The organism is Nakamurella sp. PAMC28650 (genome assembly GCF_014303395.1).
Classification (GTDB): domain Bacteria; phylum Actinomycetota; class Actinomycetes; order Mycobacteriales; family Nakamurellaceae; genus Nakamurella.
Genome location: NZ_CP060298.1, coordinates 2,739,072 through 2,763,335, shown reverse-complemented (window position 1 = coordinate 2,763,335; position 24,264 = coordinate 2,739,072). Strand labels below are relative to the sequence as shown.

The window sequence follows — 24,264 nt, the reverse complement described above, 5'->3', positions numbered from 1 at the left end:
GGCCCTGGCCCGCTTCTCCGGTCGATCAGCCGGTGACGGTGGCTCCGAGGGCTTTCGACCAGTAGGTGACCAGATCGCTCTCCGAGATGCCGTTGCCGGCGCCGATGAAGGCCAGCACCGGGCGGGTGGAGTCCTTCCAGGCCAACGCGGGGTGGCCGGACGAGCTGAGTCCCACCGCGTACGGACAGGAGGCCTTTCCGGTGTGCCATGTCCCGTTGCGGGTCGGGGTGAACTGGCCCAGCAGGAATGGCCAGAGCACGTCCCGCCCGGCCACACCGGTGGTCTGGAAGATCACCGTGGCGTAGCCGGCGGCGCGATCGACGCACGTGGCGAACGACGTGGTCAGCGTCTTGAGCTCGGCCTCGGTGGTGGTGTCGAGTTTCAGCTGGGCCGGATCCGCCGTGCAGTCGAGCACGCCCAGAGATCCCAGCGCCGGCTGCATGCACCCGCTGATACCGCGGGCGTCGCCCACCGTGCTGCATCCGGTCGGGTCCACCGGTCCACTGCTGGAGGTGGTCGAGCGTGACCCGCTGGTCCTGGACGGCCCGGTCGAGGACGAGCTGACCGACTTCCGGCTCGCGCTCGTCGGCGTGGTCGTCGGCCTCGAGGTGGTCGGGGGTCTGGTGGTGGACCCGGGGCTTGACGGAGGGCTCGAGATGTCGACCGGGCCGCCGGCCGCCGAACTCGATCTGGTGGCGACCACGGCCGCGGTACCGGCGACGAGCACCGCCACGACCACGGCGGCGATCAGCAACACCCGGTTGCGCCTCGGCCGGCCCACGGCGCCACCGCGGCCGGGCACGGGTGGTGTCGGCGGGCCGGAGTCGTACTGCTGACCGACCGGCCCGTACCCACCGGGCCGACCCGGCCCGCCGGTGGAGACGGGACCGATCTGACCCGCAGCGGCGGCCCCACCCAGGAACTCGGTGCGGCTTTGTGGTTGCGCCCGAACGGGAATCAGTGCGGCACCCATCGCCACGGCCGTCTCGGGCTGGTCCAGCGTGACGGGCACGACCCCGAGTCTGTCCGCGATCATGGCGGCCACCAGCGGGATCCGGCTCGAACCGCCGACCAGGTAGATGCCGCCCAGACGGTCCGCGGTCAGTCCGGCCCTGCCGATCGTCGAGGCGAGCACCTCGACGGTACGGGCGATCACCGGTCGGATCAGTCCCTCGAATTCCTTGCGGGTCAGCAGGGTGTCGTCGAAGGGGTCCGGCAGCGGCAGATCCGCCTGCGCGTACCGGGACAGCGTCTCCTTGCCGGCGCGGACGTCCTCCCGCAGGGTTCTGGCCGCGCGTCGGTCGGTCGAATTCCGAGGGCGGGACAGCGCCTGCCACTTGGCTGGATCGTGGGAGGAGACGGTGCGGCCCAGATGGTCGACGACCGCCTGGTCGAAGTCGACCCCGCCCACGTCCGCCAGTCCGGATTCGGCCAGCACGGTGAATCCGTTGGGCGTGGAGCCGACCACGGCGCAGTCGAACGTGCCGCCGCCGAGGTCGTAGACGGCCAGGCTCGCCCCGGGGGTCATCGACCTACCGGGCAGCGAGGAGAAATGGGCGGCGGCGGCCACCGGCTCCGGCACCAGTGACAGCGCGGGCCCCAGACCAGCCGTTCTGGCTGCGGCCAGCAGGATGTTCTGCCTGGCCGCGCCCCACCCCGCCGGGTGGGTCAGGTTGATGTGGTCCGGCGATCGTCCGTTGAGCTGACGCCGCGCCTCGTCGATCACCCGCCGCAGGACGGCGGCGATGGCCTCCACCACGGGAACGACCCTGACCCCGAGGAGGATCTCGCCGTCGTCGATCCGACGTTTCGGGTTGGCCTCGAAACGTTCGGGAGCAAGTCGCGCCCTGCGCTCGGCATCCCGTCCCACGGTCAGGGAGCCGTCGTCGTCGATGTAGACGCAGGAGGGCAGGGCGCCCACGCCGTCGATCGCCAGCACGCGGGGCGGACGTCCGTCGCCGACGAGCACGGCCACGGTGTTGGACGTCCCGAAATCGACCCCCAGCACGTTCACTCCGGCCTCCCCGCTCCGCTACCGCCCCGACCCTGCCTCCGGGCCTGCTCGGCAATGAACGGCCCTTCCTCCCGCAGTGTGCCAGCAGAGGGATTGCCCGCGCTGCGATTCGCCCGCGTCGACCGCACCCCGCACCGGGTCGGCCGGCGAGGGCCGGCAGCGCAGACGTGGGCCGACCGGTACCGGTCAGCCCGAAGCGCTCCGGTTCGGCCGCGCATGCTCGGCGATCTCACGCATTCCCATGGCCAGCGCACGCAGTCGATCGGTGGCCGGCTGCAGGTCCGCCACGGCGGCCTGCAGTTCTGCGGAGGCAGGCACGGCGTCCGTCGCCGCGGCCACCAACTGTCCGTAGTGCAGGACGCCGGAATGGATCTGCCCCGCCAGCGACGCCGCCGTGCTCTCCAGCGCCGGTCGGGCGTCCCTCGGCGCACCCCCGGTCGTCCTGCGCAACACCGTGTACTCCTGGGCCTGGCGCCGGAGCAGCCGCTCCGCCTCGTCGGCCGAGGCGATCACGTCCAGGCGAACCGTGGACAGACCGCTCGACGCGTCGAAGGGCAGCATCGAGAGCAGGTCCCGCAGCCCGTCGGAGAACATGTCCAACCGTCCGACATCGGTCCGGATCCGCGAGGACACCGTCCGGCGGGCCGGTTGCGGCGGCGGCAGAGTCCGCACTGCGCGGCTGCGCATCCGCAGGTCGCTGGTGGACCGCACCAGACCGAGCACGCACCAGACGATCAACGCCGCGACCAGGATCAACGAGAAGACCACCGTCGCGGTGACCCCGTGGCTGACCAGGTCGACCGTCAGGGCCGCACCCGCAGCAGCACCGATCGCCGTGCCTGCACCCCAGATGTTGGTGCGTCTGATGGCGGCGCGCCGTCGCCTCCTGGCCACCTCGGCCGGGTCGCGGCGGACCCGGAGGAATTCCGACGCCGACGCTCCCACCTGGCCGGCCACCTCGACCCCACGGGTCAGGGCCCCGGCCGCATTGCGACCGGCAGCGCCCTTGAGCACCGAATTCTTCAGCACCCTGGCCATCGGGTTCATCCGCATCAGCCTTGTTTGGTGATGTCAATCCCGGGAGTGGCCGGTGCTGCGGTCGCCGACTGGTCGATCGCCCGTGCCTGCTGACCGGACAGCTCCGGGTGCAGCTGGGCGCGCAGCTGATCCAGTCGTGACGCACCGGCCATGTCCAGGGTGGACTTCTGCACCTCGAGCATCCGTCCCTCCACCGAGTTCTGGCTCAGTTCGGAGGATCCGAGCGCATTCGCGTAGCGGCGCTCGATCTTGTCGCGAACGTCGTCCAGCGACGGAGTGTTGCCCGGAGCCGACAGCTGCGACATCGAGCTGAGCGAGGCGGAGACCTGCTCCTGCATCTTCGCCTGCTCGAGCTGTGACAACAGCTTGGTGCGCTCGGCGAGCTTGGTCTGCAGCGCCATCGCGTTGTTCTCGACGGCCTTCTTGGCCTGCTCGGCGGACTGCAGCGCCTGGTCGTGCATGGTCTTCAGATCTTCCATCTGCTGCTCGGCGGCCACCAGCTGGGTGGCGAACGTCTGCGCCGTCTGCTCGTACTGCGTGGCCTTCGCCGGGTCACCCTTGGTGCGCGCCTCGTCCGCCAGCACGAGGGCCTGACGAGCTGACGCCTGGTACCTCTCGACATCGCCCATCTGCCGGGTCAGCTTCATCTCCAGCTGGCGCTGGTTGCCGATCACGGCCGCGGCCTGCTGGGAGAGGGCGGCATGCTGACGCTGGGCATCCTCGATGGCCTGCTGGATCTGCACCTTCGGGTCGGCGTACTCGTCGACCTTCGACGAGAACAGCGCCATCAAATACTTCCATCCCTTGACGAAGGGGTTGGCCATCGCTGAAGTCCTCTCGCAGATTCACATTGACCGGTTCGCGTGCAGATCGCGCCGCACGCCACGACCACTCCTGTCACCATCGTGTCAGGTGATCACACCAGCTTCCACCTTCGACCCCGGTCAGCGTGATCTTCCGGGTATTTCCGGGGGTATTTCCCGTAGCGACCCCGGCCCCGGTCCCCCACCAGGCCCCGGACCCGGCCACCAACTGCCACCTCGATCGACGGTGGCAGGTCGGCCGATCAGGAACGATCCTCCGGGCTCCCGCGTTCCACGTCCGACCCCGGCCGCGCGCCCGGCAGCAGCTGGACCCCCCGACGATCCGGCGGACCGCAGGACTTCGGGCGCACCCTAGAGTTGGAGTCCCCGGCCGAAGGACACGACCGGCGCCCGACCGTCCCCGTCGGTGAGATCAGCTCGTCGACGTTGCAGGAGGAGGTTGGATGGGCCGCCACGCCAGCGCGGACGCACGACGTCGCCGTATCGCGGCCTGGCCGATCATCCTGGCCGTCGTGGTCCTCCTGCTGGTCGGCCTGACGATCACCTACGTCCTGATCGTCAGCCCCGATCGGAAGAGTGCGGCCTGCACCGGCAACACGGTGCTGGAGGTGACCGCGTCACCCGGAGCCGGCCGAGCGGTCAGCGACGCCGCCAGCGCCTTCGACGCCACGAATCCGGTGGCGCGCTCGACCTGCGTGTCGGTCTCGGTGAGCACCTTGCCGGGCGGACAGGCAGCGGCGGCCCTGGCCGGCGGTTGGAAGAACGTCGCGACACCTGCACCCGCACTGTGGGTCGTCGATTCGGCCGCCGACCTCGCTGCGGTGGATGCGAGCAATCCTGCGATGACGGCCGGACACCCGAGCACCGGCCTGGCAGCGTCACCGGTGGTACTGGCCGTCCGCGCCGCCCCCAGCGGCCCGCTGAGTTGGGGCAACCTCGCGAACGGCTCCGTCCCGCTGGTGCTGGCGGTGCCGGATCCGACGACGAACCGGGCCTCGCGCTACGCCCTGCAATCGTTGGTGGCCGCGTCGGCGACCGGCCCGGTGCAGACGGTCGGCACGGCGGCGGTCGCCGGTTCGGCCGCTCTGCTGCAGAGACTTGCAGTCGCTGCCCCCGAGTCACCGGCCACCACGAACGCCGCCCTGGCCCAGCTGTCGGCCGGCACGGGAGGATTCACCGCGGTACCGGTCGTCGAGTCCGAACTGGCCGCCTACAACGCGGCGAACCAGCCTGCGCTCACCGCGCTCTATCCGTCCGGGGCAACGGCGGGTGACCAGGTGATGCCCGTTCCGCTGACCGCAACCTGGGTGACCGACGCGATGTCGGACGCGGCAGCGGCCTTCGACAGCTTCCTGAGCAGCGCCAAGGGGACGGCGATCCTGACCGCCGACAACCTGCGGACGGCAGGGGCGCCCGCCAAGGCCCCCGGCGTGGATCCGACGATCAGGGTCGTCGAGCTCCCCGATGCGGGCGTCCCGGTCAGGGCGGCGCTGGAGGCCGCGTGGGAGGGGGCCCGGCTCGCCGCCGGCCCGGTGGTCACGACCGTGGGCGCGCCGAGCAGCACCCCGATCGGCAGCTCCGGGTCCGGCACGTCGGGCCCGGGTTCCACCTCGGCGCCGTCGACCACCCCCGCCCCGACAGCGACGGCGACGACGACGAACCCCCCGACGACCACGACGACCACGAGCCCGGCGCGGACCACTCCGACGAGCACGCCGAAGACCACCCCGACCACAGCCGCTCCCCCCGGTCCGGCCGTCACGTTCGTCCTGGACGCCTCCGGTTCGATGGACACCGTCCAGGGCAACCTGCAACGCATCATGTGGATGCAGGCCGGCGTCAACGAGGACATCCTGCGGCATCCGGCCGGTCTGTTCGGGCTGTGGTCGTTCTCCACCGCTGGAGGACCCACCGGGTACACCAAGCTGGTGCCGGTCGGCGCCCTGGGCGAGCAGGTGAACGGCACCGTGCGATCGACCGCTCTGAGCGCGGCGGTGAACGCCCTGACGCCGGGTGGCAACAGCTGGACCTACGGCGCGATCCAGGCCGCCTACGCCGATGCCGTCGGATCGGCGGTGGCCGGACGGCCCAACCGCGTCATCGTCCTGACGGACGGCCTGGACACCACCCCGAACCTGACCAGGGCGACCCTGTTGGGCAGCATCGGTGCGCTGGCCGCCCAGAACAAGAACGTGGTGCTGGACGTCGTCGGGTTGTCGACCGACGTCAACGCCGCCGCCATGACGGAGATCGCCCAGGCCGGTGGCGGCACCTTCACCTCGGTGACCGACCTGTCGACCCTTCAGGCGAACCTGCTGCGCCTGACGAGCTGATCCGGGCCGCCCCCGTGACCGAGGGCATGCAGGTCGTCAGGCGCCTCGGGTCGTCGGGCGCTCGGGTCTCCAGGCGCTCGGGTCTTCAAGCGACTCGGGTCGTCAGGCGCCCTGGTTCTTCAGGCGACTCAGGTCGTCAGCGGGAGTGGGGCGCCCGCGATGCCGATGAGCGAGCTGGACAGCCGGCCGGGCCCACGGACGGCCAGCGAGCAATCGGTGACATCGCCCGCACTGACTACGATCTCGAGAATACCGGAGTAGGTCGGATCCGGCGTTCTGAGCAACCGGGCCGCCAGTTCGCGGCAGGAACGGGCCAACGCCGCCGATGTCTGCGCGCCCGTCGGAACGGCTGCCCAACCGAGCCGTTCCCGGGCGTGCGGGCGGGAGCACCTGACGGACGCACCGGCAGAGAACTTCGCGGCGGGGGCGCAGTCGCCGTAGGGCGCCGGGGCAGCGCCCGCCGCCACCGCGTCCCGTACGGAGCCGAGATAGACCGAGAGGTCATCCGGCCGGACCATGCAGCCCGACCAGTCACGGCCAGCCGCCCGCTGCAGGGCGTCCGCGGTCACCCGCTGGCCCCGTACCCGGAGGGTGGGGAGCCAACGGGGCGCACCGGGTGCCGAGTCCGCCGAGTCCCGCGAGGGCAGCGCGGCGACTCCGCCCGAGGTGGCGAGCCCGGCGTAGCGGGAGGCGGCCTCCCAGCACGGCCCGGCCGTCCCCATCAGGGCCCCGATGGCACCGTCCTGCGCGGCCGGCCGGCCGGCCACGACCGACACGATCTCGCCGGCGACGACACCGCCGCAGGGGCCGAAGGTCACCGGGAGACTGATCACGTCCGGATCGACCACCGGGTCCGGCGCCGAAAGTACGCAGTCACCGATCCGGGGCGGGCCGGCGATCGTCATCGGGAGGGGGAAACCGGTCGTGGGTGGGCGGATCAGGGCGTGCCCGGCAAGCAGGACGATCAGGGCCGCCGTCAGCAACAGCCCGCCTGCCGCCTTCGGCACCATGCTGTCCACGATAGCCCTGTGCGTGACTCAGATCACTCGATCCGCAGTCTCCTGGACCTCTCAGCCCGACCAGACGAGGTCGGCGCCACGGATCCCGACCACGGATCCGACCAGGGTGCGACTGCCGTCCACCCGCACTCCGCACGCCTGCACCGAGCCCACCCCGTCGTAGCCGATCAGACCGACGTCCAGGACGCCCCCCTTCGTCGGGTCGGACGTCCCCATCAGTGCTGCCGCGGCGGCCAGACAATCGGCCCTCGAAGGGCCGGCGCCGGATTTGAGCGAGGTTCCCCACGCCAGCACCTGCGCGCCGTGCGCCGCGTTGCACGGCACCCAGTCGGACAGGTCCGTGCTGTGGAGGCAGTACCCGAACTGGTCCACCAGCGAGCCGTCCCGAAACGCACCGCGCACCGAACGCGCGTAGTTCGTACTCGCGACGCTGGTCACGACACAGGCCGACCACGTCCGGCCGGCCGCCCGCTGGAGCCGGTTCGGACCCACCAGCAGGGTGTTGTAGCGGGCCGCCGGCAACCAGTCGGTCATTGCCGAACCCTTGTTGAGTCCCGACGGCGCGCCGAGGTAGGCGTCCATCCCGTGCGAGCAGCCGACCGAGGCACTGTCGTAGGCCTCCAGGCTCGCCTCGTGGCCGAGTGCGGACACCGACTGGATGCTGAGCACCTCTCCGGCGATGGGGCCCTCGCACGTGTCGTAGGAGGCGCTGGGTACCGGCACCAGCTGTGCGTCGGTACTCGAGATCAAGGCGGTGGCGGGATCGAGATGGCTGACGCAGGAACCGATCCGGGGTGGCGGATCGATGGTGGCGGCGATCGCGGAGCCGCCCGTCAGGGTGCCGTTGAACCGGGGGACGATCACCGCGGTGAGGACGGCGAACAGCAGCAGCAGCAGACCGGGCGTCCGGCCGGGTACGGCAGATCGACGACGCATCCCGATCCCCTCAGCCCGTCATCGGCAACGGTCGGCTGCCTATCCCGAGCACCGATCCGAGCAGCTGCCGACGTCCGGCCGCCGACACCGAGCAGAGCAGGACCTGGGGTCCCATGCCCTGAGCGGCAACCCTGACGGTCAACCGGTCGACGGCACCGGGGTCGAGTCCGCCGAGCACGGCGGTCGCATACTGCCGGCACGACGACGTCAGCGACGCCGGGAGGACCGGCCTCGTGCCGTCGACCAGTCCGGTGGCCAGCAGTTGGCTGTCGTGCGGAGCGGAGCAGGACGCGAGTTCGGTGTCCATCTTCACGACCCCCGGCCAGCACAGACCGAGCGAGCCCGGGACCAGCCCGCCGGTCGCGGACGCCCGGATCGATCCCCGGTAGCTGGCGGTCGCTCCGGTCACCGCACAGGCCGACCACCGCTGACCGGCCGCCCGTTGACGGCGATCGGGTCCGATCTCCTGGGATCCGGTGGCCAGCCCGGGAGTCCAGGCGATCCCCGCGATCGTCCGCGTGGCGGGCAGTCCCAGGAAGGTGGGGGCGCTGCGGGCACAGGCGTCGCCGGTGGTCGGCGCGCGATCGGCCACCCGGCGCCCTGCGGCGGAGCCCGAAGCTTCGACGGAGACCACCTCGCCCACGAGCAGACCCCCGCAGCTTCCGGTGGTCGCAGTCGGCAGCTGGGCCGTCGTGGCCGACATCGTCGACTCCTCCGGCGCTCCGGAGATGGATGTCAGGCAGTCGCCGATCCGGACCGGACCGGGGACCGGGGTCCCCACCGCGGCACCGGCGATCCGGCGCCCGGACCAGGCGGGCCCGCCGAGCACCACGATCAGCGCGCCGATGAGCAACAACGCTCCCGCGATCCTGCGGTCCATCCCACGAAAGTACCTGTCCGCGGGGCCGACCCGGATGGCCGCGCTCCCTGGCGTGGATCAAAGTCGTTGGCATGGATCAAAGTGGCTGGCATGGATCAAAGTCGTTGGCATGGATCAAAGTGGCAGGCATGGATCAAAGTCGTTGGCATGGATCAAAGTGGCAGGCATGGATCAACTTGCGCCATATGGGACGGGAGGGACAGGAGTCGTCACTTTCGCCCATGCCTGGGAAGTTGATCCACGCCTGGGAAACTGATCCACGCCAGCGACGTTGATCCACGCCGCAGACCCGCCGCTACGCGTACGCCTCCACCGGAGGGCAGGAACAGACCAGGTTCCGGTCGCCGAAGGCGCCATCGATCCGGGCCACCGGCGGGAAGTACTTGCGGGCCGGCACCACCCCGGCCGGGAAGACTGCCTGGGTGCGGGTGTACGGGTGGTCCCAGTCGCCGACGAGCGACTCCGCGGTGTGTGGAGCGCCGCGCAGCGGGTTGTCGGTCACCGGCCAGACCCCGGCGGCCACCTGGTCGACCTCGCCCTTGATGGCGATCATCGCATCGCAGAAGCGGTTGATCTCGGCCAGGTCCTCGCTCTCGGTCGGCTCCACCATCAGCGTCCCGGCGACCGGGAACGACATCGTGGGAGCGTGGAACCCATAGTCCGCCAAGCGCTTCGCCACGTCGTCGACGGTCACTCCGGTGGCCGCCGTCATCGGGCGGAGGTCCAGGATGCACTCGTGCGCGACGAACCCGGTCGCGCTGGTGTAGAGCACCGGGAAGTGCTCGTCCAGACGACGGGCGATGTAGTTCGCCGATGCGATCGCCGTCAACGTGGCCCGACGCAGTCCGTCCGCGCCCATCATCCGGATGTAGGCCCAGGAGATCGGCAGGATAGAGGCCGAACCCCAGGGGGCCGCCGAGATGGCACCGATGGAGCCGAACGTCCCGACCTCGCCCCGCGACGGATCGATCAGGCCGAGCGGGTGGCTCGGCAGGAACGGCGCGAGGTGCGCGGCAACCGCCACCGGCCCGACGCCGGGGCCGCCACCGCCGTGCGGGATGCAGAACGTCTTGTGCAGGTTCAGGTGGGAGACATCCCCGCCGAACTCCCCCGGACGGGCCAGTCCGACCAGCGCGTTCAGGTTCGCCCCGTCGACGTAGACCTGCCCGCCCGCCCCGTGCACCAGAGCGGCCAGATCGGTGATGGTGTCCTCGAAGACACCGTGGGTGGACGGGTAGGTGATCATGATTGCGGCCAGGTTCTCCCCGTGCAGCGCGACCTTGGCTGCGAGGTCCGTCATGTCGATGTTGCCGCCGTCATCGGTGCCGACGACGACGACCTTCATCCCGGCCATCACGGCCGAGGCGGCGTTGGTGCCGTGCGCAGACGCCGGGATCAGGCAGACCGTGCGGTGGTCGTCGCCCCGCGACCTGTGGTAGGCGCGAATCGCCAGCAGGCCGGACAGCTCGCCCTGGGAGCCGGCGTTGGGCTGCAGCGAAACGGCGGCGTAGCCGGTGATCTCGACCAACCACTTCTCCAGCTGGTCGACCAGTTCGAGCATCCCGGCGGCGTCCTGGACCGGGGCGAACGGATGCAGGCCGGCGAACTCGGGCCAGGTCACCGCCTCCATCTCGGTGGTGGCGTTCAGCTTCATCGTGCACGAGCCCAGCGGGATCATGCTGCGGTCCAGCGCCAGGTCCATGTCCGAGAGCCGGCGCAGGTAACGGAGCATCGCGGTCTCGGAGCGGTGCTCGTGGAACACCGGGTGCGTCAGGAAGGTGGTCGTCCGCTGCAGGTCGCCGAAGAAGCTGACGGCCGTCCAACCCTCCGCCTCGGCGCCGAAGACGCCCACCACCGACTCGATGTGGGCGGCGCTGGTCTTCTCCGACACGGAGATCTGGACGGCGTCCTCACCGTCGGCCCAGAGGTTGACGCCCTCCTCCCTGGCGGCCGTGACGATCTCGCGCGCCCGCCCGGGCACCAGGGCGCGGACGGTGTCGAAGAAGACGTCGTGCTCCACGGTGACGCCGGCGCCCCGCAGGGTCGCGGCGATCTGTGCGGCCTGCAGGTGCATCTTCTGCGCGATCCGGCGCAGGCCCTCCGGCCCGTGGTAGACCGTGTACATCGAGGCGATGACGGCCAGCAGCACCTGCGCGGTGCAGATGTTGGACGTGGCCTTCTCCCGCCGGATGTGCTGCTCGCGGGTCTGCAGGGCCAGGCGGTAGGCCGGATTGCCGGCGGCGTCGTGGGACACGCCGACCAGACGCCCGGGCAGCTGCCGCTGGACGTCGGTGCGGACCGCCATGTAGCCGGCGTGCGGGCCGCCGAAACCCAGCGGAACACCGAGACGCTGGGTCGAGCCCACGGCGATGTCGGCGCCGATCTCCCCCGGCGGCCGCAGCAGGGTCAGCGCCATCAGGTCGGCGGCGACGGTGACCTTGGCTTCACGGCTGTGCGCGTCGGCGATCAGCGCCTGCTGGTCCCGGACGGCACCGGAGGCACCGGGGTAGGACAGCAGCAGCCCGAAGAAGTCGCCGATCGGCAGGCCGGCGTCGGCCGAGTAGAGATCGGTGACCAGCACCTCGATGTCCAGGGGCTCGGCCCGCGTCATGATCACCGCGATGGTCTGCGGCAAGGTGTCCGCGTCCACCACGAAGCGGTTCGACTTCGACCGGGAGGTCCGGCGCATCAGCGTCATCGCCTCGGCCGCCGCGGTGGCCTCGTCCAGCATGGAGGCGTTGGCGATGTCTAGTCCCGTCAGGTCCGAGACCGCCGTCTGGAAGTTCAGCAGGGCCTCGAGGCGGCCCTGCGAGATCTCCGGCTGGTAGGGCGTGTAGGCCGTGTACCAGGCCGGGTTCTCCAGCACGTTCCGCTTGATCACACCGGGGGTGATGGTGTCGTGGTAGCCCATGCCGATCATCTGGACCATCGACCGGTTCTTCGCCGCGAGCCCGCGTAGTTCGGCCAGCGTCTGCGTCTCGGTGGCCGGTGCCGGGAGGTCGAGCGCGCGGCCCAACCTGATCGCCGGCGGGACCACGGCATGCTCCAGTGCGTCCAGGTCGACCTGGTCGAGGGCCTCGAGCATGGCGGCCAGGCCCGGGACGTCGACGCCGATGTGACGGTCGGCGAAGTTCTCGGGGTCCAGCGGGGAGTGGTGCGCGAAGTTCGAGTGCGCGGCGCGGGAGTACTGATCGATCGGACTCATGGCGTCTGCCGTTTCTCGCAGCCTGGCGGCGGCGCATCGATGACGGAAATGCGGGGACGGCACCGCGTTCTCGAACTTCGAGAGTCTCGAACTTCGAGAGTCTCGAACCTCGGGCACGCGGACGGAACCCTCCCCCTCTGTCATCGGTACCTGAGAGCTTCGCGCGCCGGGTGTCGGCGTCCGGCGCGCTTGCCCCGTCGGCGGGGGCGTCGGCGACCACTGCACGCCGCCGGGCGTCCCACTTTCCAGAGGTGTCTTTCCCTCGCGGTTCAGTTGGCCTGAGAGTTTGGCGGGGAGATTTGCTCCTTCGGCGTCCGGGCTGCTCCCGTACTGCGGAGCAGAGGTGTCCGGACTCTCCCGCGAGGGGTCATCGACGATTCCAACGGTACCAGCGCGATCGCGCGTTCAGGCCTCGTGCGCGACGAGGCTGACGTGGCGCTGCGCACCCTTGTGCAGGTCGACCCGGAGGCTGATACCGGTGCTCCTGGCCGCCAGCACCGCCGAGATCACGGCTGCGATCACGCAGACGGCACCGGAGATGACCAGCGCCAGCGGGGCGCCCCACCTGTCGGTGATCGCGCCCACGATCAAGGAGCCGAACGGCGTCCCGCCCATGAACACGAGCATGTAGAGGCTCATCACCCGTCCGCGCAGCGCCGGATCGGTTCGCAACTGGACGGTGGAGTTCGCCAGCGTGTTGAAGGTGACCGAGAACAGCCCCGTCAGGACGAGCAGTGCCACGAAGATCCAGAGCCACGGAGTCACTCCGAGCAGGACCAGCATGCCGCTGAAGGCGATGGCGGTGCCGAAGAGCACGCTCATCCGCCCGGTGGTGCGGCGCGCTGCGATCAGCGCGCCGACGACGGACCCGGCTGCCATCGCGGTGTTCAGCAGACCGTAGAGATCGGCACCGGCGTGGAAGACGTCCTTCGTGTAGGCCGACAGGATGATCGCGAAGTTGTAGCCGAAGGTCCCCACGAAGAAGACCAGCACGATGGTCCACAGGATCTGGGGCTGCCGGCGGACGTAGCGCAGACCTTCCCTGATCTGGCCGGGACCGCGTTTCGGGCGGGGCTGGGGTTGCAGCTCCGAGGGCCGCATCAGGGCAAGCCCGGCGATCACCGCGAGGTAGGTCGCGGCGTTCAGGCCGAAGGCCCACCCCGATCCGACGAGGCTGATCACCACACCGGCCACGGCGGGGCCGAGCATCCGGGCGAGCTGGAAGTTCCCGGAGTTCAGGCTGACCGCGTTGCGCACCAGTTCAGGCGGCACCATCTCGTTGACGAACGTCTGCCGGGACGGATTGTCCACCACGGTCGCCAGGCCGAGCGCGAATGCGATCAGGTAGATGTGCCAGACCTGGACGTGCCCGGTCAGGGTGAGCACGGCCAGCACCGCGGCCAGCAGGCCCATGCTCGTCTGGGTGATCAGCAGCAGACGGCGTTTGGGATAGCGGTCTGCGATCAGGCCGCCCCACAGGCCCATCAGCAGCATCGGCAGGAACTGAAGCGCCGTCGTGACGCCCACGGCCAACGGCGAGTCGGTGATCTGCAGCACCAGCCAGTCCTGCGCGATCCGCTGCATCCAGGTCCCGGTGTTGGAGACCACCTGACCGTAGAAGAACAGGCGGTAGTTGCGGACGCCCAGCGCCGCGAAGGTCTTCACCTTCTGCGGGCTCTCCGGGACCGGGACGACAACGGCTTCGGGTGCGTCGACGGGCACCGGAGCAGCGCGTTCGGTGACGGATCGGCTCACGCGAGATCCGCCAACCTGGACAGGGCACCGGCCGCCTGTGCGATCAGGTGCTGGTCGGCGAGGTCCAACCTGCCGACCTGCTGGGTCAGCCAGGCGGTGCGTACCTTCCGGGAGAGCTCGACGAAGTGGTCACCCTCGGCAGTTCTGGAGACCAGTACCTGACGGCGGTCGGCCGGATGCGGATCCCGGCGGAGGAAGCCGCGGGCCTCCAGCCGCTCGATGATGCGCGTGATGGAGGGCGGTTGGACGTGCTCGGACCTGGCCAGCTGACCGGGCGTCATCGGGCCGGCCCGACCTACCCGCCCCATCACCGCGGACTCCGAGGGCGACAGTTCGTCGCCGGCCTGCTGGTGGCGGAGGCGACGGGCCAGGATCAGCACCGCCCCTCGAAGCGCAGAGATGTCCTCGCCGGAGACCTCTGCGGTGGGGTCGGACGTCCCGGATTCGGACGGGGTGACCGCTGCGCCGACGACGACCGGCCGGGTGATGCTTGCACTCATATCGTTAGGCTACCTCATTAATAGCCTTGCTCACTAAATCGCAAGCCCGCCACCGCTGCCGCGCCGATCACCTGGTCGACTCCTGTCCCCACCCGCCTCAGACGGGGCTACTCGATCCGCGCCGGACCAGTTGATCGGCGCGGGCAACGCACCGACTGGGCGCAGAGCAGGCCCCCCGGTACCACTGGCACCGGGGGGCGGGGAGGTGGGTCGATGGGTGGCCGGGCGGCGGCCGAGGGCCGGAGGACTAGCCGGCGGTGCGGGCCTGCCGGCGGCGGGACAGTTCGTCATGGGCGACCGGGACGACCCGGTCACCGTCGACGCGCTCGGCCGGGAACTCGGCCAACGTGCCGGTGACGTCGCGCATCGCGCCGCCGACCGCGATGCCGAACACGCCCTGGCCACCTTGCAGGAGATCGACGATCTCTTCGGGCGAGGTGCACTCGTAGACGGTGGCCCCGTCGGAGAACAGCGTCACGCCGGCCAGATCCTCGGTCCCGCGGTTGCGGAGGTGCTCGACCGCGACCCGGATGTTCTGCAGCGAGACCCCGGTGTCCAGCAGTCGCTTGACGACCTTGAGCACGAGGATGTCGGTGAAGGAGTATAGGCGCTGCGTGCCGGAGCCGATGGCGTCCCGGACCGTCGGGACCACCAGACCCGTGCGGGCCCAGTAGTCGAGCTGACGGTAGGTGATGCCAGCCGCCTGGCAGGCCGTTGTGCCTCGATAGCCGACGTACTCGTCGGGGATCGACTCGTCCGGGAAGAGCGCGCCCTGCTCGCTCTCGCGCATTGCGCCACCTTTCGGAATCTTCTGGCCGGCCCGTCAGGTGCCGAACTGGTACTACCGCTCGCAGCCCGCTGAAGACCCGCCGACCAGGAATCCCGCACCCGATCCGGCATCTGACCGGGTCGAATCACAAGCGCGTGAATTGTCCTGACGGTAGGCCCGACTCGGTCCCGGGTCAACGCTCGTCGCGGCGTGTCCTCAACCTTCACTTCAGGGTCACCCCTTTTGCCGGGGGCGCCGGTCCCGCGCTGATCAACTTCGCCCGCGCTGATCAACTTGGCTGCGTTGGGATAGGTGTGACAGGAGTCGACGAGTTGATCAGCGCGACACCAATTGACCAGCGCGGCACCAATTGACCAGCGCGGCACCAGTTGACCAGCGCGGCACCAGTTGACCAGCGCGACCTGACGACGGGTCAGGACTTGTCGAAGTCCTCCGGGGAGACGGAATCCAGGAACTCGCGGAATCGCTCGACCTCGTCCTCGGCGTCGGCGGGCTCGCCGTCCTCGGTCAGGGCCTCGTCCGCGTCCTCGTCCGTCTCGTCAGGGACGACGACGCCGGCCTCGGCGAGCACGGCATCGTCGACGAAGACCGGGATACCGGCGCGGACGGCCAGGGCCACGGCGTCGGAGGGACGGGCCGACACGGTCGTCCCGTCGTCGAAGGCAAGCTCGCCGAAGTAGGTTCCCTCGCGGAAGTCGACCACCCTGACCTGCTCGACCTTGCGCCCAAGCGCGGTGATCACCTGGCCGAGGAGGTCGTGCGTCAGTGGGCGGGCCGGACGGACCCCCTGCAGGTGCATGGCGATCGCGGTCGCCTCGACCGAACCGATCATGATCGGGAGGCTGCGCGGCCCCGAGACCTCGGTGAGCATCAGAATCGGTTGCGAATTCGGCATCTCCACATGTACGCCGACGATGCGCATCTCGATCATCTCGGTGTGCCTTCCTGATTGGCCCATCTGTCCAGCATTCAGTGCGCGGCGGACCTCTCGGCCCACGCAGTCGAACGCTACACGGACGAGAGGTCCGCAGGGCAGGGCGTCGCCCTGACGGAGTCAGATTCCGAGCTCGCGGCGGAGTCCGGCCTTGACCAGCAGGGCGTGCAGTCGCAGGACGGTGGCCGCGACGCCGGCCGCTGCGGCGCCCGCCCGCTCGCGCGCGTCCGGGTCCTTCTGGCGGGCCTGCGCCGACACCAGTTGGGCCACCAGGGCTGATTCGCGCTCGGCGGCCGTGCGGAAGGGCCGGAGGTGACGCGGCTCGAGGCCGGCGCCCAGGAGTTCGGCGACGGTGGTCGCGATCAGGGCCGAGTCGGCGTCGAAGTATCCGCCGGTACCGGCGGACAGCAGTCCGTACTGCTCCAGTTCGGTGAGGTCGGCCGGCTCGAGTCCTGACTCGGCGAGCAACTCGGCTCTGGTCATCCGGATGGCGGTGGTCGGCGCGAAGTCGCCCGGACCGACCGCAGCGGCCGCGGACACCAATGCCCTTGGCAGCCGCGGACTCGGCGTCGCCGGTTCCATCCCACGGTCGATCGCGTCGAGGTGTTCCTTGATGACCTTCAGCGGCAGGTAGTGATCACGCTGGGCAGCCAGGACGTAGCGCAGGCGCTCCACGTCGGCGGCGGTGAACTGCCGGTAGCCCGACGGCGTCCGGTGCGGGGTGACCAGACCCTCCGACTCCAGGAACCTGATCTTGGAGATCGACACGTCGGGGAACTCGGACTTCAGCCGGCCGAGCACGGAACCGATGCTGGCCACTCCGCTCCAGGGTTGGCCCGCCGCCGTCATGACCCGGCTTCACCCACCGGCTGGTTCCCGGTCAGGAACACCAACCGGAACTTCCCGATCTGTACCTCGTCACCGTTGGACAGTCCGGAGGACTCGATCGGCTCGCGGTTGACGTAGGTGCCGTTCAGCGAGCCGACGTCGGAGACCTCGAAACCGTCGCTGGTGCGGCGGAACTCCGCATGACGTCGGGAGACGGTGACGTCGTCGAGGAAGATGTCGCTCTGCGGATGACGCCCGGCGCTCACCACCTCCTTGTCCAGCTGGAAGCGCGAACCTGCGTTGGGACCCCGTTTGACGACGAGCAGAGCCGACCCGGACGAGAGTGCTTCGAGTCCGCCGAGGCCTTCTTCGGTGACCTCGGCCTCGCCGCCGAACAAACCGGTGGAGAAGACCGTCGTCGAGTCGGCGGCGTCCGCGGGCCTGGGAAAGCCCGACTCACTGCTTGTCACTCGGCACTCCTTCGTCAGAAACTGGCTGTTCCCGGCGACGGTCGATGATGACGGGCCCCGGGCTCACGGTGATCAGTTGCCCACGACCGTACCGTGCCGACGGATCGCCGCACACCCGAACCGGAACTCGTCCGCACGACCCGTCGGTCAGGCCTCACCGATCAGGTCCGCGTACGCGGAGGCGTCGAGGAGTTCGGAGATCTCGCCCGGGTCGGACAGCTGCACCTCGATCATCCAGCCATCGCCGTAGGGGTCGGCGTTGACCAGTTCCGGGGTCGAATCGAGCGCGTCGTTGCGCGCGATGACGGTCCCGGTGACGGGCGCGAAGATGTCGGACACGGACTTGGTGGACTCGACCTCGCCGATCGAATCACCCGGACTGACACTCATCCCGGCTTCGGGCATCTGGACGAAAACGATGTCGCCCAGGGAGTTCTGGGCGTAGTCGGTGATACCGATCCGGACGGTGTCCTCTCCGGAGCTCCGGATCCACTCGTGGTCCGAGCTGTAGTGCAGGTCCTGCGGAATCACGGCGTCCGGCCTTTCATCGTTCGTTGCGGAGACTCTGTGGTGCTCGTTGCGGAGACTCTGTGGTGCTCGTTGCGGAAACTCTCGGTGCCCGTTGCGGAGACCCTGTGGTCCGGGGGGGACCGATCTGAACGCAGCCTGCCGAGTTTCTCATCCCCCGGCCGGGCGAGCGTATTGCGGCGTGCGTTCCGGTCGCAAGGCGCTGATCGTCAACTGCTGCAACTGGGTGGTCGACATCGTCCCATTGGCGCGGTGAACCGTGTCCAGCACACCACCGGGGATGGCCAGCGCCGCGGCCAACGTGGGCGGGTCGCCGATGGCCAGAATCGTGTAGGGAACCCGCAGGGCGACGCCGTCCACCGTGATCGCACCGCCGGCACCGCCGAACGAGGAGTCCACCCCGATCCGGACGGACCCGACCTGGTAGGCCTCGGCCCCGGCGTTGCGCAGCTCCTCGACCGCATCCAGCAGCACCTCCGGAGGTACCCGCTGTCCTGGGTCGTCGATGACGATCCTGACGCCGGTCCCGGCGGCGGAGATGGTGCCGGTCAGGATGCCGAGCGCCTGGGCCTGTCGACCGGCCTCGGCCAATGCCTCGGCCGAGGACACGCCGCTGCTCCGCAGCCGCGCGAGAGTGGCCTGGAGGGCACTGATCTCGGAGTTGAGGTCGTCCTCCCGACGCTGCAGGCCGTCGAGGATCTGGACGAGATCGGCCGGCCTGGCCGAGGCGAGCGTGTCACCGGCAGCGGTACGCCGCACCTGGATCACCCCGGCGAAACCGAGGATGGCGCAGAGCAACGCGACCGCCAGCCTCGCGGATGCGCGGCGGTGCAGGGGTTCCCGCTCGTGACGGCCGTGCTCGTCGGTCTCGACCGGCACCGGGGACGGGGCATCCGCCGGCCCGGAGACGTCGGTCATGCCTTGAAGAGGTGGCGACGGATCGCGGCGGCGTTGCCGAAGATTCGGATCCCCAGCACCACCACCACCGCCGTGGACAGCTGCGATCCGACGCCGAGCTGGTCCCCCAGGAAGACGATGAAGGCGGCCACCAGCACGTTGGCGATGAAGGAGATGACGAAGACCTTCGCGTCGAAGATCTTGGCCAGGCTCGCCCTGACGGCGCCGAAGACCGCGTCCAGCGCGGCGATCACCGCGATGGGCAGGTAAGGAGCCATCCAGTCCGGCACCGTGGGGTGCAGGAACAAACCCACGGCGACACCGATGACCAACGCAAACGCAGCGTACAAAGGGCCGTGTCCTCCTTGTGTCCCGGCGAGATCACCCGCGTGGCCGCCGACGACGTGCGGCTCGACCCACCTCGGGCTCGGCTCACACCCGGCTCACCTCAGGACTCTACGGGCGGACCACCGCTGATCAGTGTGAAGAGGTCGGCACCGGCGAGGCGTACTGCAGGTTCGGGGCCCCGCCCGCGGGCAGGGTCAGTGCCGACTGGGCGGACACGTCGAAGCGGATCCCGTACAGCGAGACGAACGTCTGGAAGCGGCCGAATCCGAGGGTGTCCACGAACCGGACGTGCAGGGTCGACGGATCACCGACGGCCTGGATGCCGATCGGCCAGAAGACCGGCCGGTTGTCGACCAGGATCGCGCTGCCGGCCTGCCGGATGGAACTGGTGGTGCGCAATCGGACGCCACCGATGGAGATGGCCTCCGCACCTGAGGACCACAGCCCGTTGACCAGCAGCTGGATGTCACGGTCCAGGATCTGTCCCGCTCCCGAGCTTGCCGTCGACCCGTCGATCACCACCGTCAGACCGGGGCCGGTCACCGCGGTCTGGCCGCCCTGCTGTTCCAGTCGTGCGATCGTCTGCAGAGGACCGCCGGCCCCCAGGCCGGCCTGGGCCGACCGGACCGCTGCGGCCAACGACGATTCCCGGGCCGCTAGCGAAGACTGCCTCGCCTGCGCGTTGTCGATGTCCTGGAGCAGGCCGTTCTTGGCCTGGTCGTTGCCGGCGGCCTGGTCCTTGGTACTGGCAGCAGCGATCCCCAGGACCAGCCCGACCACCACCAGCCCGGCGCTGAGGTAGGCGAGGGCCCGCGACCTCCGGGGTGCCGGCTCCGGCGACGGACCGGACGCCCGGGCGGCCCGGCGGTCCGCTGCCGCCTGGTAGCCCGGGTCCAGATGATCGCTGAACAGCGACTCCAGCAACGGCAGCGGATGACGCAGGGACGGGGCCGGCCGGCCGGTCTCGTCGTGGCGCAGATCGGAGTCGGGCGATTCTCCGTCCACCGGGCGGAACTGTTCCGCGGCCTCGGGTGGCCGATCGTTGGAAGACCTGTCCATGATCAGCGGTGCAGCTGCCAGAGCGCGTAGGCGGCGACCGTCGTGCCGTCGATGATCGTGCCGCCCAGGATCATCGCTCTGAGCTCGGCCTCGGTGAATTCTCCCTGCACCATGTCGATCTCGGTGTCCTCCCGCGCGTGCGCGCCGGGCGTCAGGTCGGTGGCGTGGAAGATGTCGAAGCCCTGGGAGCAGAAGCCGGGCGCCTCGTGCAGGCGCCCGATCCGGCGCCACGAACGGGCCGTGAAGCCGGTCTCCTCCCGGAGCTCGGCCTCCGCCAGCTCCTGGCTGGTACCGGATCCGCCGGTCGGCCAGCCGCCCATCGGGAACTCCCACGACCGCCGTCCGACCGGATAGCGGAACTGCTCGACGAGCAGGTACCGGCCGTCCTGTTCGGCGACGACGATGGCGAAGTCCTGCTTGTCCACCACCCCGTAGACACCGGTGCTGCCGTCGGTCCGTTCGAACTCGTCCTCGCGGACCCGCATCCAGGGGTTCGCGTAGACCACCGTCGATCCCGTCTGCCACATGTCCGGACGATCGGCGGGGCCCTCCGGACGGTCGACCGACGGTCCGGCGGCGCCTGCATTCACGCGTCCACCGGGGCGCCCAGCACGGCGCCGTCGGCGATCGTCCCCGGCGATCCGGCGGACGGCACCACCACGACCCCGAGCACGCTCACGTCCCGACCGAACGTCCAGTCCCCCTGCACGGTGAGCCGCCGGGCCCCGACCAGCGACGGCGAGCCGAACGGGAAGCGGGCATCGAAATCCGGCAGCAGCTTGTAGGCCTTGTCCAGTTCGACCAGCGGCGCCTCGGTCCGGCCAGGCACCAGCCTCACCTCGCCCAGCTCGGTCAACCGGTAGGCGTCCGACCGCAGGACCAGCAGGTCACTCGTGCTCTTCACCGGCAGGAAGCGGGTGCGGTCCACCTCGATGGCCACCGCTCCGTCGAAAACCCCGATCGCGGCCCCCATGGCCGTCTCGATCTGGATCACCTCCGGGGAGGACGGATCAGAAGGGTCGACGGTCTTGACGTTCCTGATGATCGGCAGTCCGAGCACTCCGGCGTTGGCGTCCAGGGTCCGCCGCAGGGCGGGCAGATCGAGCCAGAGGTTGTTGCTGTTGAAGTAGCGGTGCAGGTTGACGTCACCGAACGCCTCCGCGTCCTGCGGGCGGGTCTGGGCCGATTCCCGCAGCACCAGCCGTCCGTCGGCCCGCCGCCTGGCCAGGTGCCCGCCCTTGCGGTCGGCTTCGGTCCGCCGGCAGTACTCCCCGCCGATCGGAGCTCCGGAGGCGGCGAACCAGGCGGCGAGACGCGGGTCCGGCCGCGCTCCGAGGTTGTCAGAGTTCGAGACGAACAGATAGCGAAAACCTCTGTCCAGCAACAGGTCCAGCACACCGGAGCCGTCCAGCGCCGTGTAGAGGTCACCGTGGCCCGGTGGGCACCACTCCAGTTCCGGATCTGCCGGCCAGTCGATCGGCGTCAGGTCGGAGGAGCGCAGTTTGGGTTCGCGGTTCTGCAGGAAATCCAGCGGGATGTCGTCGATCGCCAGGTCCGGGTGGGCGGCGAGCGCGGCGAGGGTGTCGGTCTGGGTGCGGAAGCTGTCCATCAGGAGCAGCGGCAGCTCCACCTCGTACTGCACCCGCAGGGCCAGGATCTGAGCGACGATGACGTCCAGGAAGGTGCGGCCCGGCCGCACGTCGACCAGTGACTTCGCCCGGTCCATCCCCATCGACGTCCCCAGCCCACCGTTCAGCTTGACCACGGCCGTCTGCCGCAGCGCTGTCCTGGCCGCCTCGTCGTCGGTCTCGAGATCCGCGAGCCGGGGTAGCGACTCGATGGGTTCCAGGTCGCTCTCCGAGAGCAGCCCGGTCTCGCCGGAGGCCAGTACCGCGTAGGAGTGGGCGAAGACCGCGATCGCATTCCGGTGCACGCCGGCCCTGGTCATGCGCTGCTCCGCCAGGGCCAGTCCGTCTGCATTCGACATGGCCGAATCGTAGGTCACCCGATCGCCGAGGGGCATCAGACCGGGCCCTGGCCCCTGACGTGCTCGAAGATCAGGTTGGTCTCGGTGAGTGCGACCTCCGGGTGCGCCGACAACTGGTCGACGACGAAATCCCGCAGCGCGGCGGAATCGGCGGCCGCGACGTGCAGGAGGAAATCGTCGGCCCCGGCCAGGAAATACAGGTCCAGCACCTCCGGCAGTCGCCGGATCCGGCCGGTGAAGGCCATCATCCGGCTGCGGGCGCCGGCCTGCAGGCGGACCGAGATCATCGCCTGCAGCGGGCGTCCCAGCACGGCCGGGTCGATGTCGGCGTGGAACCCGCGGATGGCGCCCCCGGAGCGCAGCGCACGGACCCGGCCGAGGCAGGTGGACGGCGCGATCCCGACGGCCGCGGCCAGTGCGTTGTTCGGTGTGCGGGCGTCGACGGCCAGGATCTCCAGGATCCTGCGGTCGACGGCGTCCAGGACGGGCAACGAGGAGGTGACCGGCGCGCCGGCCCGACCCGGTGGCGGAACCGCACGGCGAACATTCTGCGCAGCGATCGTGCCCGGCCAACCCGCAGCCGAATGAATCTTGCTCATCAGGCGATTCTATCGAATTCTCAGCTGAAGATCTTCCGCTGACGGAGGCAGAAGTTCAGACTGGACCAGCACCACAGAACAGTTGCCCTGGAACAGCGGGTGGTCAACTCCCTCACCGTCTCCCGATCGGAAAGGTTTCCCAGATGCGCATCGGCGTGCCCGCAGAGGTCAAGAACCGCGAGTACCGGGTGGCGCTGACGCCTGCCGGTGCCCACCACCTCGTCGGCGCCGGCCACCAGGTGATGGTGCAGCAGGGCGCGGGTGAGGGCTCGCGGATCACCGACGAGGAGTTCACCGCAGCCGGTGCGACGATCGTCGACACCGCAGACGAGGCCTGGTCGGCCGAGATGGTCATCAAGGTCAAGGAGCCGGTGGAGTCCGAGTACCACCGGTTGCGCGCCGACCAGCTGCTGTTCACCTACCTGCACCTGGCCGCCGACCGGCCGCTGACCGACCGGTTGATGGCCGCGGGTACCACGTCGGTCGCCTACGAGACCGTCCAGCTGCCGGACCGATCGCTGCCGTTGCTGGCTCCGATGAGCGAGATCGCCGGCCGGATGGCGCCTCTCGTCGGTGGCTACCACCTGATGCGAAACGAGGGCGGCCGCGGCGTGCTGCTCGGCGGCGTGCCCGGGGTGGCGAACGGGAAGGTCGTCGTCCTCGGCGGAGGCGTCGCCGGCATGCATGCCGCGACCATCGCCCTCGGCATGCGCGCGGAGGTGACGGTCATCGACCTGTCGCTCCCCACGCTGCGCCGGCTCGACACCCAGTTCCACGGTGGCGTGAAGACCATCGCCTCGAACGCCTACAACATCGCAGAGGCCGTGCGCGACGCCGATCTGGTCATCGGATCCGTGCTGATCCCCGGGGCGAAGGCGCCGAAGCTGGTGACCAACGAGCTGGTCGCGCAGATGCGCGAGGGGTCGGTGCTGGTGGACATCGCGGTCGATCAGGGCGGCTGCTTCGCCGACTCGCACCCGACCACCCACGACGACCCGACGTTCACCGTGCACGGGTCGGTGTTCTACTGCGTCGCCAACATGCCGGGCGCGGTGCCGCGGAGCTCCACCTTCGCGCTGACCAACGCGACGCTCCCGTACATCACCGCCCTCGCAGGTCACGGCTGGAGAGACGCACTGCGGGCCGACGCCGCCCTCGCGGCAGGTCTGACCACCCACGCCGGACTGCTCACCAACGCGCCGGTCGGGGCCGCCAACGGCATCGACACGGTGGAGCCCGCGTCCCTGCTGGTCTGAGGTGGGCCCCGGCATGGATCAACTTCGCTGGCATGGGCGAAAGTGACGACTCGCGTCACTCCAG

At 69.9% G+C, this 24,264-nt stretch carries 22 protein-coding genes and 1 riboswitch; of the genes, 2 read left to right on the top strand and 20 right to left on the bottom strand.

Features of this window, described 5'->3' with window-relative positions:
• Positions 1–25: 25 nt before the first annotated feature.
• From H7F38_RS12560 to H7F38_RS12550, 3 genes are all read right to left on the bottom strand, one after another.
• On the bottom strand, positions 26–2,014 hold the full coding sequence (locus tag H7F38_RS12560; protein ID WP_187094335.1) for an Hsp70 family protein: 1,989 nt from the start codon (positions 2,012–2,014) through the stop codon (positions 26–28).
• A 186-nt stretch (positions 2,015–2,200) separates the two neighbouring features.
• Positions 2,201–3,061: a hypothetical protein gene (locus H7F38_RS12555; RefSeq protein ID WP_187094334.1), complete on the bottom strand. Its 861-nt coding sequence runs from the start codon at positions 3,059–3,061 to the stop codon at positions 2,201–2,203.
• A 5-nt stretch (positions 3,062–3,066) separates the two neighbouring features.
• The gene (locus tag H7F38_RS12550; RefSeq protein ID WP_187094333.1) at positions 3,067–3,876 is read right to left on the bottom strand and encodes a PspA/IM30 family protein; all 810 of its coding nucleotides are present in this window, start codon (positions 3,874–3,876) and stop codon (positions 3,067–3,069) included.
• Positions 3,877–4,319: 443 nt separating this feature from the next.
• Here H7F38_RS12550 and H7F38_RS12545 point away from each other — a divergent pair, with 443 nt between their 5' ends.
• Positions 4,320–6,209 (top strand): VWA domain-containing protein, encoded by a 1,890-nt coding sequence (locus H7F38_RS12545; RefSeq protein WP_187094332.1) that lies wholly within the window; start codon positions 4,320–4,322, stop codon positions 6,207–6,209.
• Between the two features lie 128 nt (positions 6,210–6,337).
• On the opposite strand, the gene H7F38_RS12540 is transcribed toward H7F38_RS12545, so the two are convergent.
• From H7F38_RS12540 to H7F38_RS12460, 17 genes are all read right to left on the bottom strand, one after another.
• Positions 6,338–7,219, bottom strand: a complete 882-nt coding sequence (locus H7F38_RS12540; protein ID WP_187094331.1) for a hypothetical protein — start codon at positions 7,217–7,219, stop codon at positions 6,338–6,340.
• 60 nt (positions 7,220–7,279) lie between these two features.
• On the bottom strand, positions 7,280–8,164 hold the full coding sequence (locus tag H7F38_RS12535) for a hypothetical protein (protein WP_187094330.1): 885 nt from the start codon (positions 8,162–8,164) through the stop codon (positions 7,280–7,282).
• A 10-nt stretch (positions 8,165–8,174) separates the two neighbouring features.
• Positions 8,175–9,044: a hypothetical protein gene (locus tag H7F38_RS12530; RefSeq protein ID WP_187094329.1), complete on the bottom strand. Its 870-nt coding sequence runs from the start codon at positions 9,042–9,044 to the stop codon at positions 8,175–8,177.
• Positions 9,045–9,339: 295 nt separating this feature from the next.
• Positions 9,340–12,249, bottom strand: coding sequence for an aminomethyl-transferring glycine dehydrogenase (gcvP, locus tag H7F38_RS12525; protein ID WP_222618620.1), 2,910 nt, complete (start codon positions 12,247–12,249; stop codon positions 9,340–9,342).
• Positions 12,250–12,504: 255 nt separating this feature from the next.
• Positions 12,505–12,619, bottom strand: a riboswitch (glycine riboswitch).
• Between the two features lie 35 nt (positions 12,620–12,654).
• Positions 12,655–14,004, bottom strand: coding sequence for an MFS transporter (locus H7F38_RS12520; RefSeq protein ID WP_255498367.1), 1,350 nt, complete (start codon positions 14,002–14,004; stop codon positions 12,655–12,657).
• The gene (locus H7F38_RS12515; RefSeq protein WP_187094328.1) at positions 14,001–14,504 is read right to left on the bottom strand and encodes a MarR family winged helix-turn-helix transcriptional regulator; all 504 of its coding nucleotides are present in this window, start codon (positions 14,502–14,504) and stop codon (positions 14,001–14,003) included. Before H7F38_RS12515 ends, H7F38_RS12520 begins: the two co-directional genes overlap by 4 nt.
• A gap of 247 nt (positions 14,505–14,751) precedes the next feature.
• The gene (locus H7F38_RS12510) at positions 14,752–15,294 is read right to left on the bottom strand and encodes a MerR family transcriptional regulator (protein ID WP_187094327.1); all 543 of its coding nucleotides are present in this window, start codon (positions 15,292–15,294) and stop codon (positions 14,752–14,754) included.
• Positions 15,295–15,706: 412 nt separating this feature from the next.
• Complete coding sequence (locus H7F38_RS12505; RefSeq protein WP_187094666.1) at positions 15,707–16,225, bottom strand: bifunctional nuclease family protein; 519 nt, start codon at positions 16,223–16,225, stop codon at positions 15,707–15,709.
• Positions 16,226–16,348: 123 nt separating this feature from the next.
• Entirely contained in the window at positions 16,349–17,077 is a 729-nt protein-coding gene (locus H7F38_RS12500) for a MerR family transcriptional regulator (RefSeq protein WP_187094326.1), read from the bottom strand.
• Positions 17,074–17,526: an FHA domain-containing protein gene (locus tag H7F38_RS12495; protein ID WP_187094325.1), complete on the bottom strand. Its 453-nt coding sequence runs from the start codon at positions 17,524–17,526 to the stop codon at positions 17,074–17,076. The genes H7F38_RS12500 and H7F38_RS12495 overlap by 4 nt, the downstream gene beginning before the upstream one ends.
• A gap of 147 nt (positions 17,527–17,673) precedes the next feature.
• Positions 17,674–18,057: a glycine cleavage system protein GcvH gene (gene gcvH, locus H7F38_RS12490; RefSeq protein ID WP_187094324.1), complete on the bottom strand. Its 384-nt coding sequence runs from the start codon at positions 18,055–18,057 to the stop codon at positions 17,674–17,676.
• Positions 18,058–18,204: 147 nt separating this feature from the next.
• Positions 18,205–18,972, bottom strand: coding sequence for a DUF881 domain-containing protein (locus tag H7F38_RS12485; RefSeq protein WP_187094323.1), 768 nt, complete (start codon positions 18,970–18,972; stop codon positions 18,205–18,207).
• Entirely contained in the window at positions 18,969–19,301 is a 333-nt protein-coding gene (locus H7F38_RS12480; RefSeq protein WP_255498364.1) for a small basic family protein, read from the bottom strand. Before H7F38_RS12480 ends, H7F38_RS12485 begins: the two co-directional genes overlap by 4 nt.
• A gap of 127 nt (positions 19,302–19,428) precedes the next feature.
• Positions 19,429–20,304: a DUF881 domain-containing protein gene (locus H7F38_RS12475; RefSeq protein ID WP_187094322.1), complete on the bottom strand. Its 876-nt coding sequence runs from the start codon at positions 20,302–20,304 to the stop codon at positions 19,429–19,431.
• Positions 20,305–20,360: 56 nt separating this feature from the next.
• Complete coding sequence (locus H7F38_RS12470) at positions 20,361–20,948, bottom strand: NUDIX hydrolase (protein ID WP_255498363.1); 588 nt, start codon at positions 20,946–20,948, stop codon at positions 20,361–20,363.
• Positions 20,945–22,345, bottom strand: coding sequence for a UTP--glucose-1-phosphate uridylyltransferase (locus H7F38_RS12465; RefSeq protein ID WP_187094321.1), 1,401 nt, complete (start codon positions 22,343–22,345; stop codon positions 20,945–20,947). The genes H7F38_RS12470 and H7F38_RS12465 overlap by 4 nt, the downstream gene beginning before the upstream one ends.
• Before the next feature lie 35 nt (positions 22,346–22,380).
• Positions 22,381–22,944: an Lrp/AsnC family transcriptional regulator gene (locus H7F38_RS12460; protein WP_187094320.1), complete on the bottom strand. Its 564-nt coding sequence runs from the start codon at positions 22,942–22,944 to the stop codon at positions 22,381–22,383.
• A gap of 143 nt (positions 22,945–23,087) precedes the next feature.
• Between H7F38_RS12460 and ald the strand changes: the two genes are divergently transcribed.
• Complete coding sequence (ald, locus tag H7F38_RS12455; RefSeq protein WP_187094319.1) at positions 23,088–24,200, top strand: alanine dehydrogenase; 1,113 nt, start codon at positions 23,088–23,090, stop codon at positions 24,198–24,200.
• Positions 24,201–24,264: the final 64 nt, after the last annotated feature.

What these genes read in the sequence shown, in the direction of transcription:
- H7F38_RS12500 (WP_187094326.1), bottom strand. Translation starts at nt 17,077, where the DNA reads ATGACGGCGGCGGGCCAACCCTGGAGCGGAGTGGCCAGCATCGGTTCC.
- H7F38_RS12515 (WP_187094328.1), bottom strand. Translation starts at nt 14,504, where the DNA reads ATGAGTGCAAGCATCACCCGGCCGGTCGTCGTCGGCGCAGCGGTCACC.
- gcvP (WP_222618620.1), bottom strand. Translation starts at nt 12,249, where the DNA reads ATGAGTCCGATCGATCAGTACTCCCGCGCCGCGCACTCGAACTTCGCG.
- H7F38_RS12485 (WP_187094323.1), bottom strand. Translation starts at nt 18,972, where the DNA reads ATGACCGACGTCTCCGGGCCGGCGGATGCCCCGTCCCCGGTGCCGGTC.
- H7F38_RS12535 (WP_187094330.1), bottom strand. Translation starts at nt 8,164, where the DNA reads ATGCGTCGTCGATCTGCCGTACCCGGCCGGACGCCCGGTCTGCTGCTG.
- H7F38_RS12550 (WP_187094333.1), bottom strand. Translation starts at nt 3,876, where the DNA reads ATGGCCAACCCCTTCGTCAAGGGATGGAAGTATTTGATGGCGCTGTTC.
- H7F38_RS12465 (WP_187094321.1), bottom strand. Translation starts at nt 22,345, where the DNA reads ATGTCGAATGCAGACGGACTGGCCCTGGCGGAGCAGCGCATGACCAGG.
- H7F38_RS12505 (WP_187094666.1), bottom strand. Translation starts at nt 16,225, where the DNA reads ATGATCGAGATGCGCATCGTCGGCGTACATGTGGAGATGCCGAATTCG.
- H7F38_RS12530 (WP_187094329.1), bottom strand. Translation starts at nt 9,044, where the DNA reads ATGGACCGCAGGATCGCGGGAGCGTTGTTGCTCATCGGCGCGCTGATC.
- H7F38_RS12510 (WP_187094327.1), bottom strand. Translation starts at nt 15,294, where the DNA reads ATGCGCGAGAGCGAGCAGGGCGCGCTCTTCCCGGACGAGTCGATCCCC.
- H7F38_RS12540 (WP_187094331.1), bottom strand. Translation starts at nt 7,219, where the DNA reads ATGGTGCCGAAGGCGGCAGGCGGGCTGTTGCTGACGGCGGCCCTGATC.
- H7F38_RS12545 (WP_187094332.1), top strand. Translation starts at nt 4,320, where the DNA reads ATGGGCCGCCACGCCAGCGCGGACGCACGACGTCGCCGTATCGCGGCC.
- H7F38_RS12460 (WP_187094320.1), bottom strand. Translation starts at nt 22,944, where the DNA reads ATGAGCAAGATTCATTCGGCTGCGGGTTGGCCGGGCACGATCGCTGCG.
- H7F38_RS12555 (WP_187094334.1), bottom strand. Translation starts at nt 3,061, where the DNA reads ATGAACCCGATGGCCAGGGTGCTGAAGAATTCGGTGCTCAAGGGCGCT.
- ald (WP_187094319.1), top strand. Translation starts at nt 23,088, where the DNA reads ATGCGCATCGGCGTGCCCGCAGAGGTCAAGAACCGCGAGTACCGGGTG.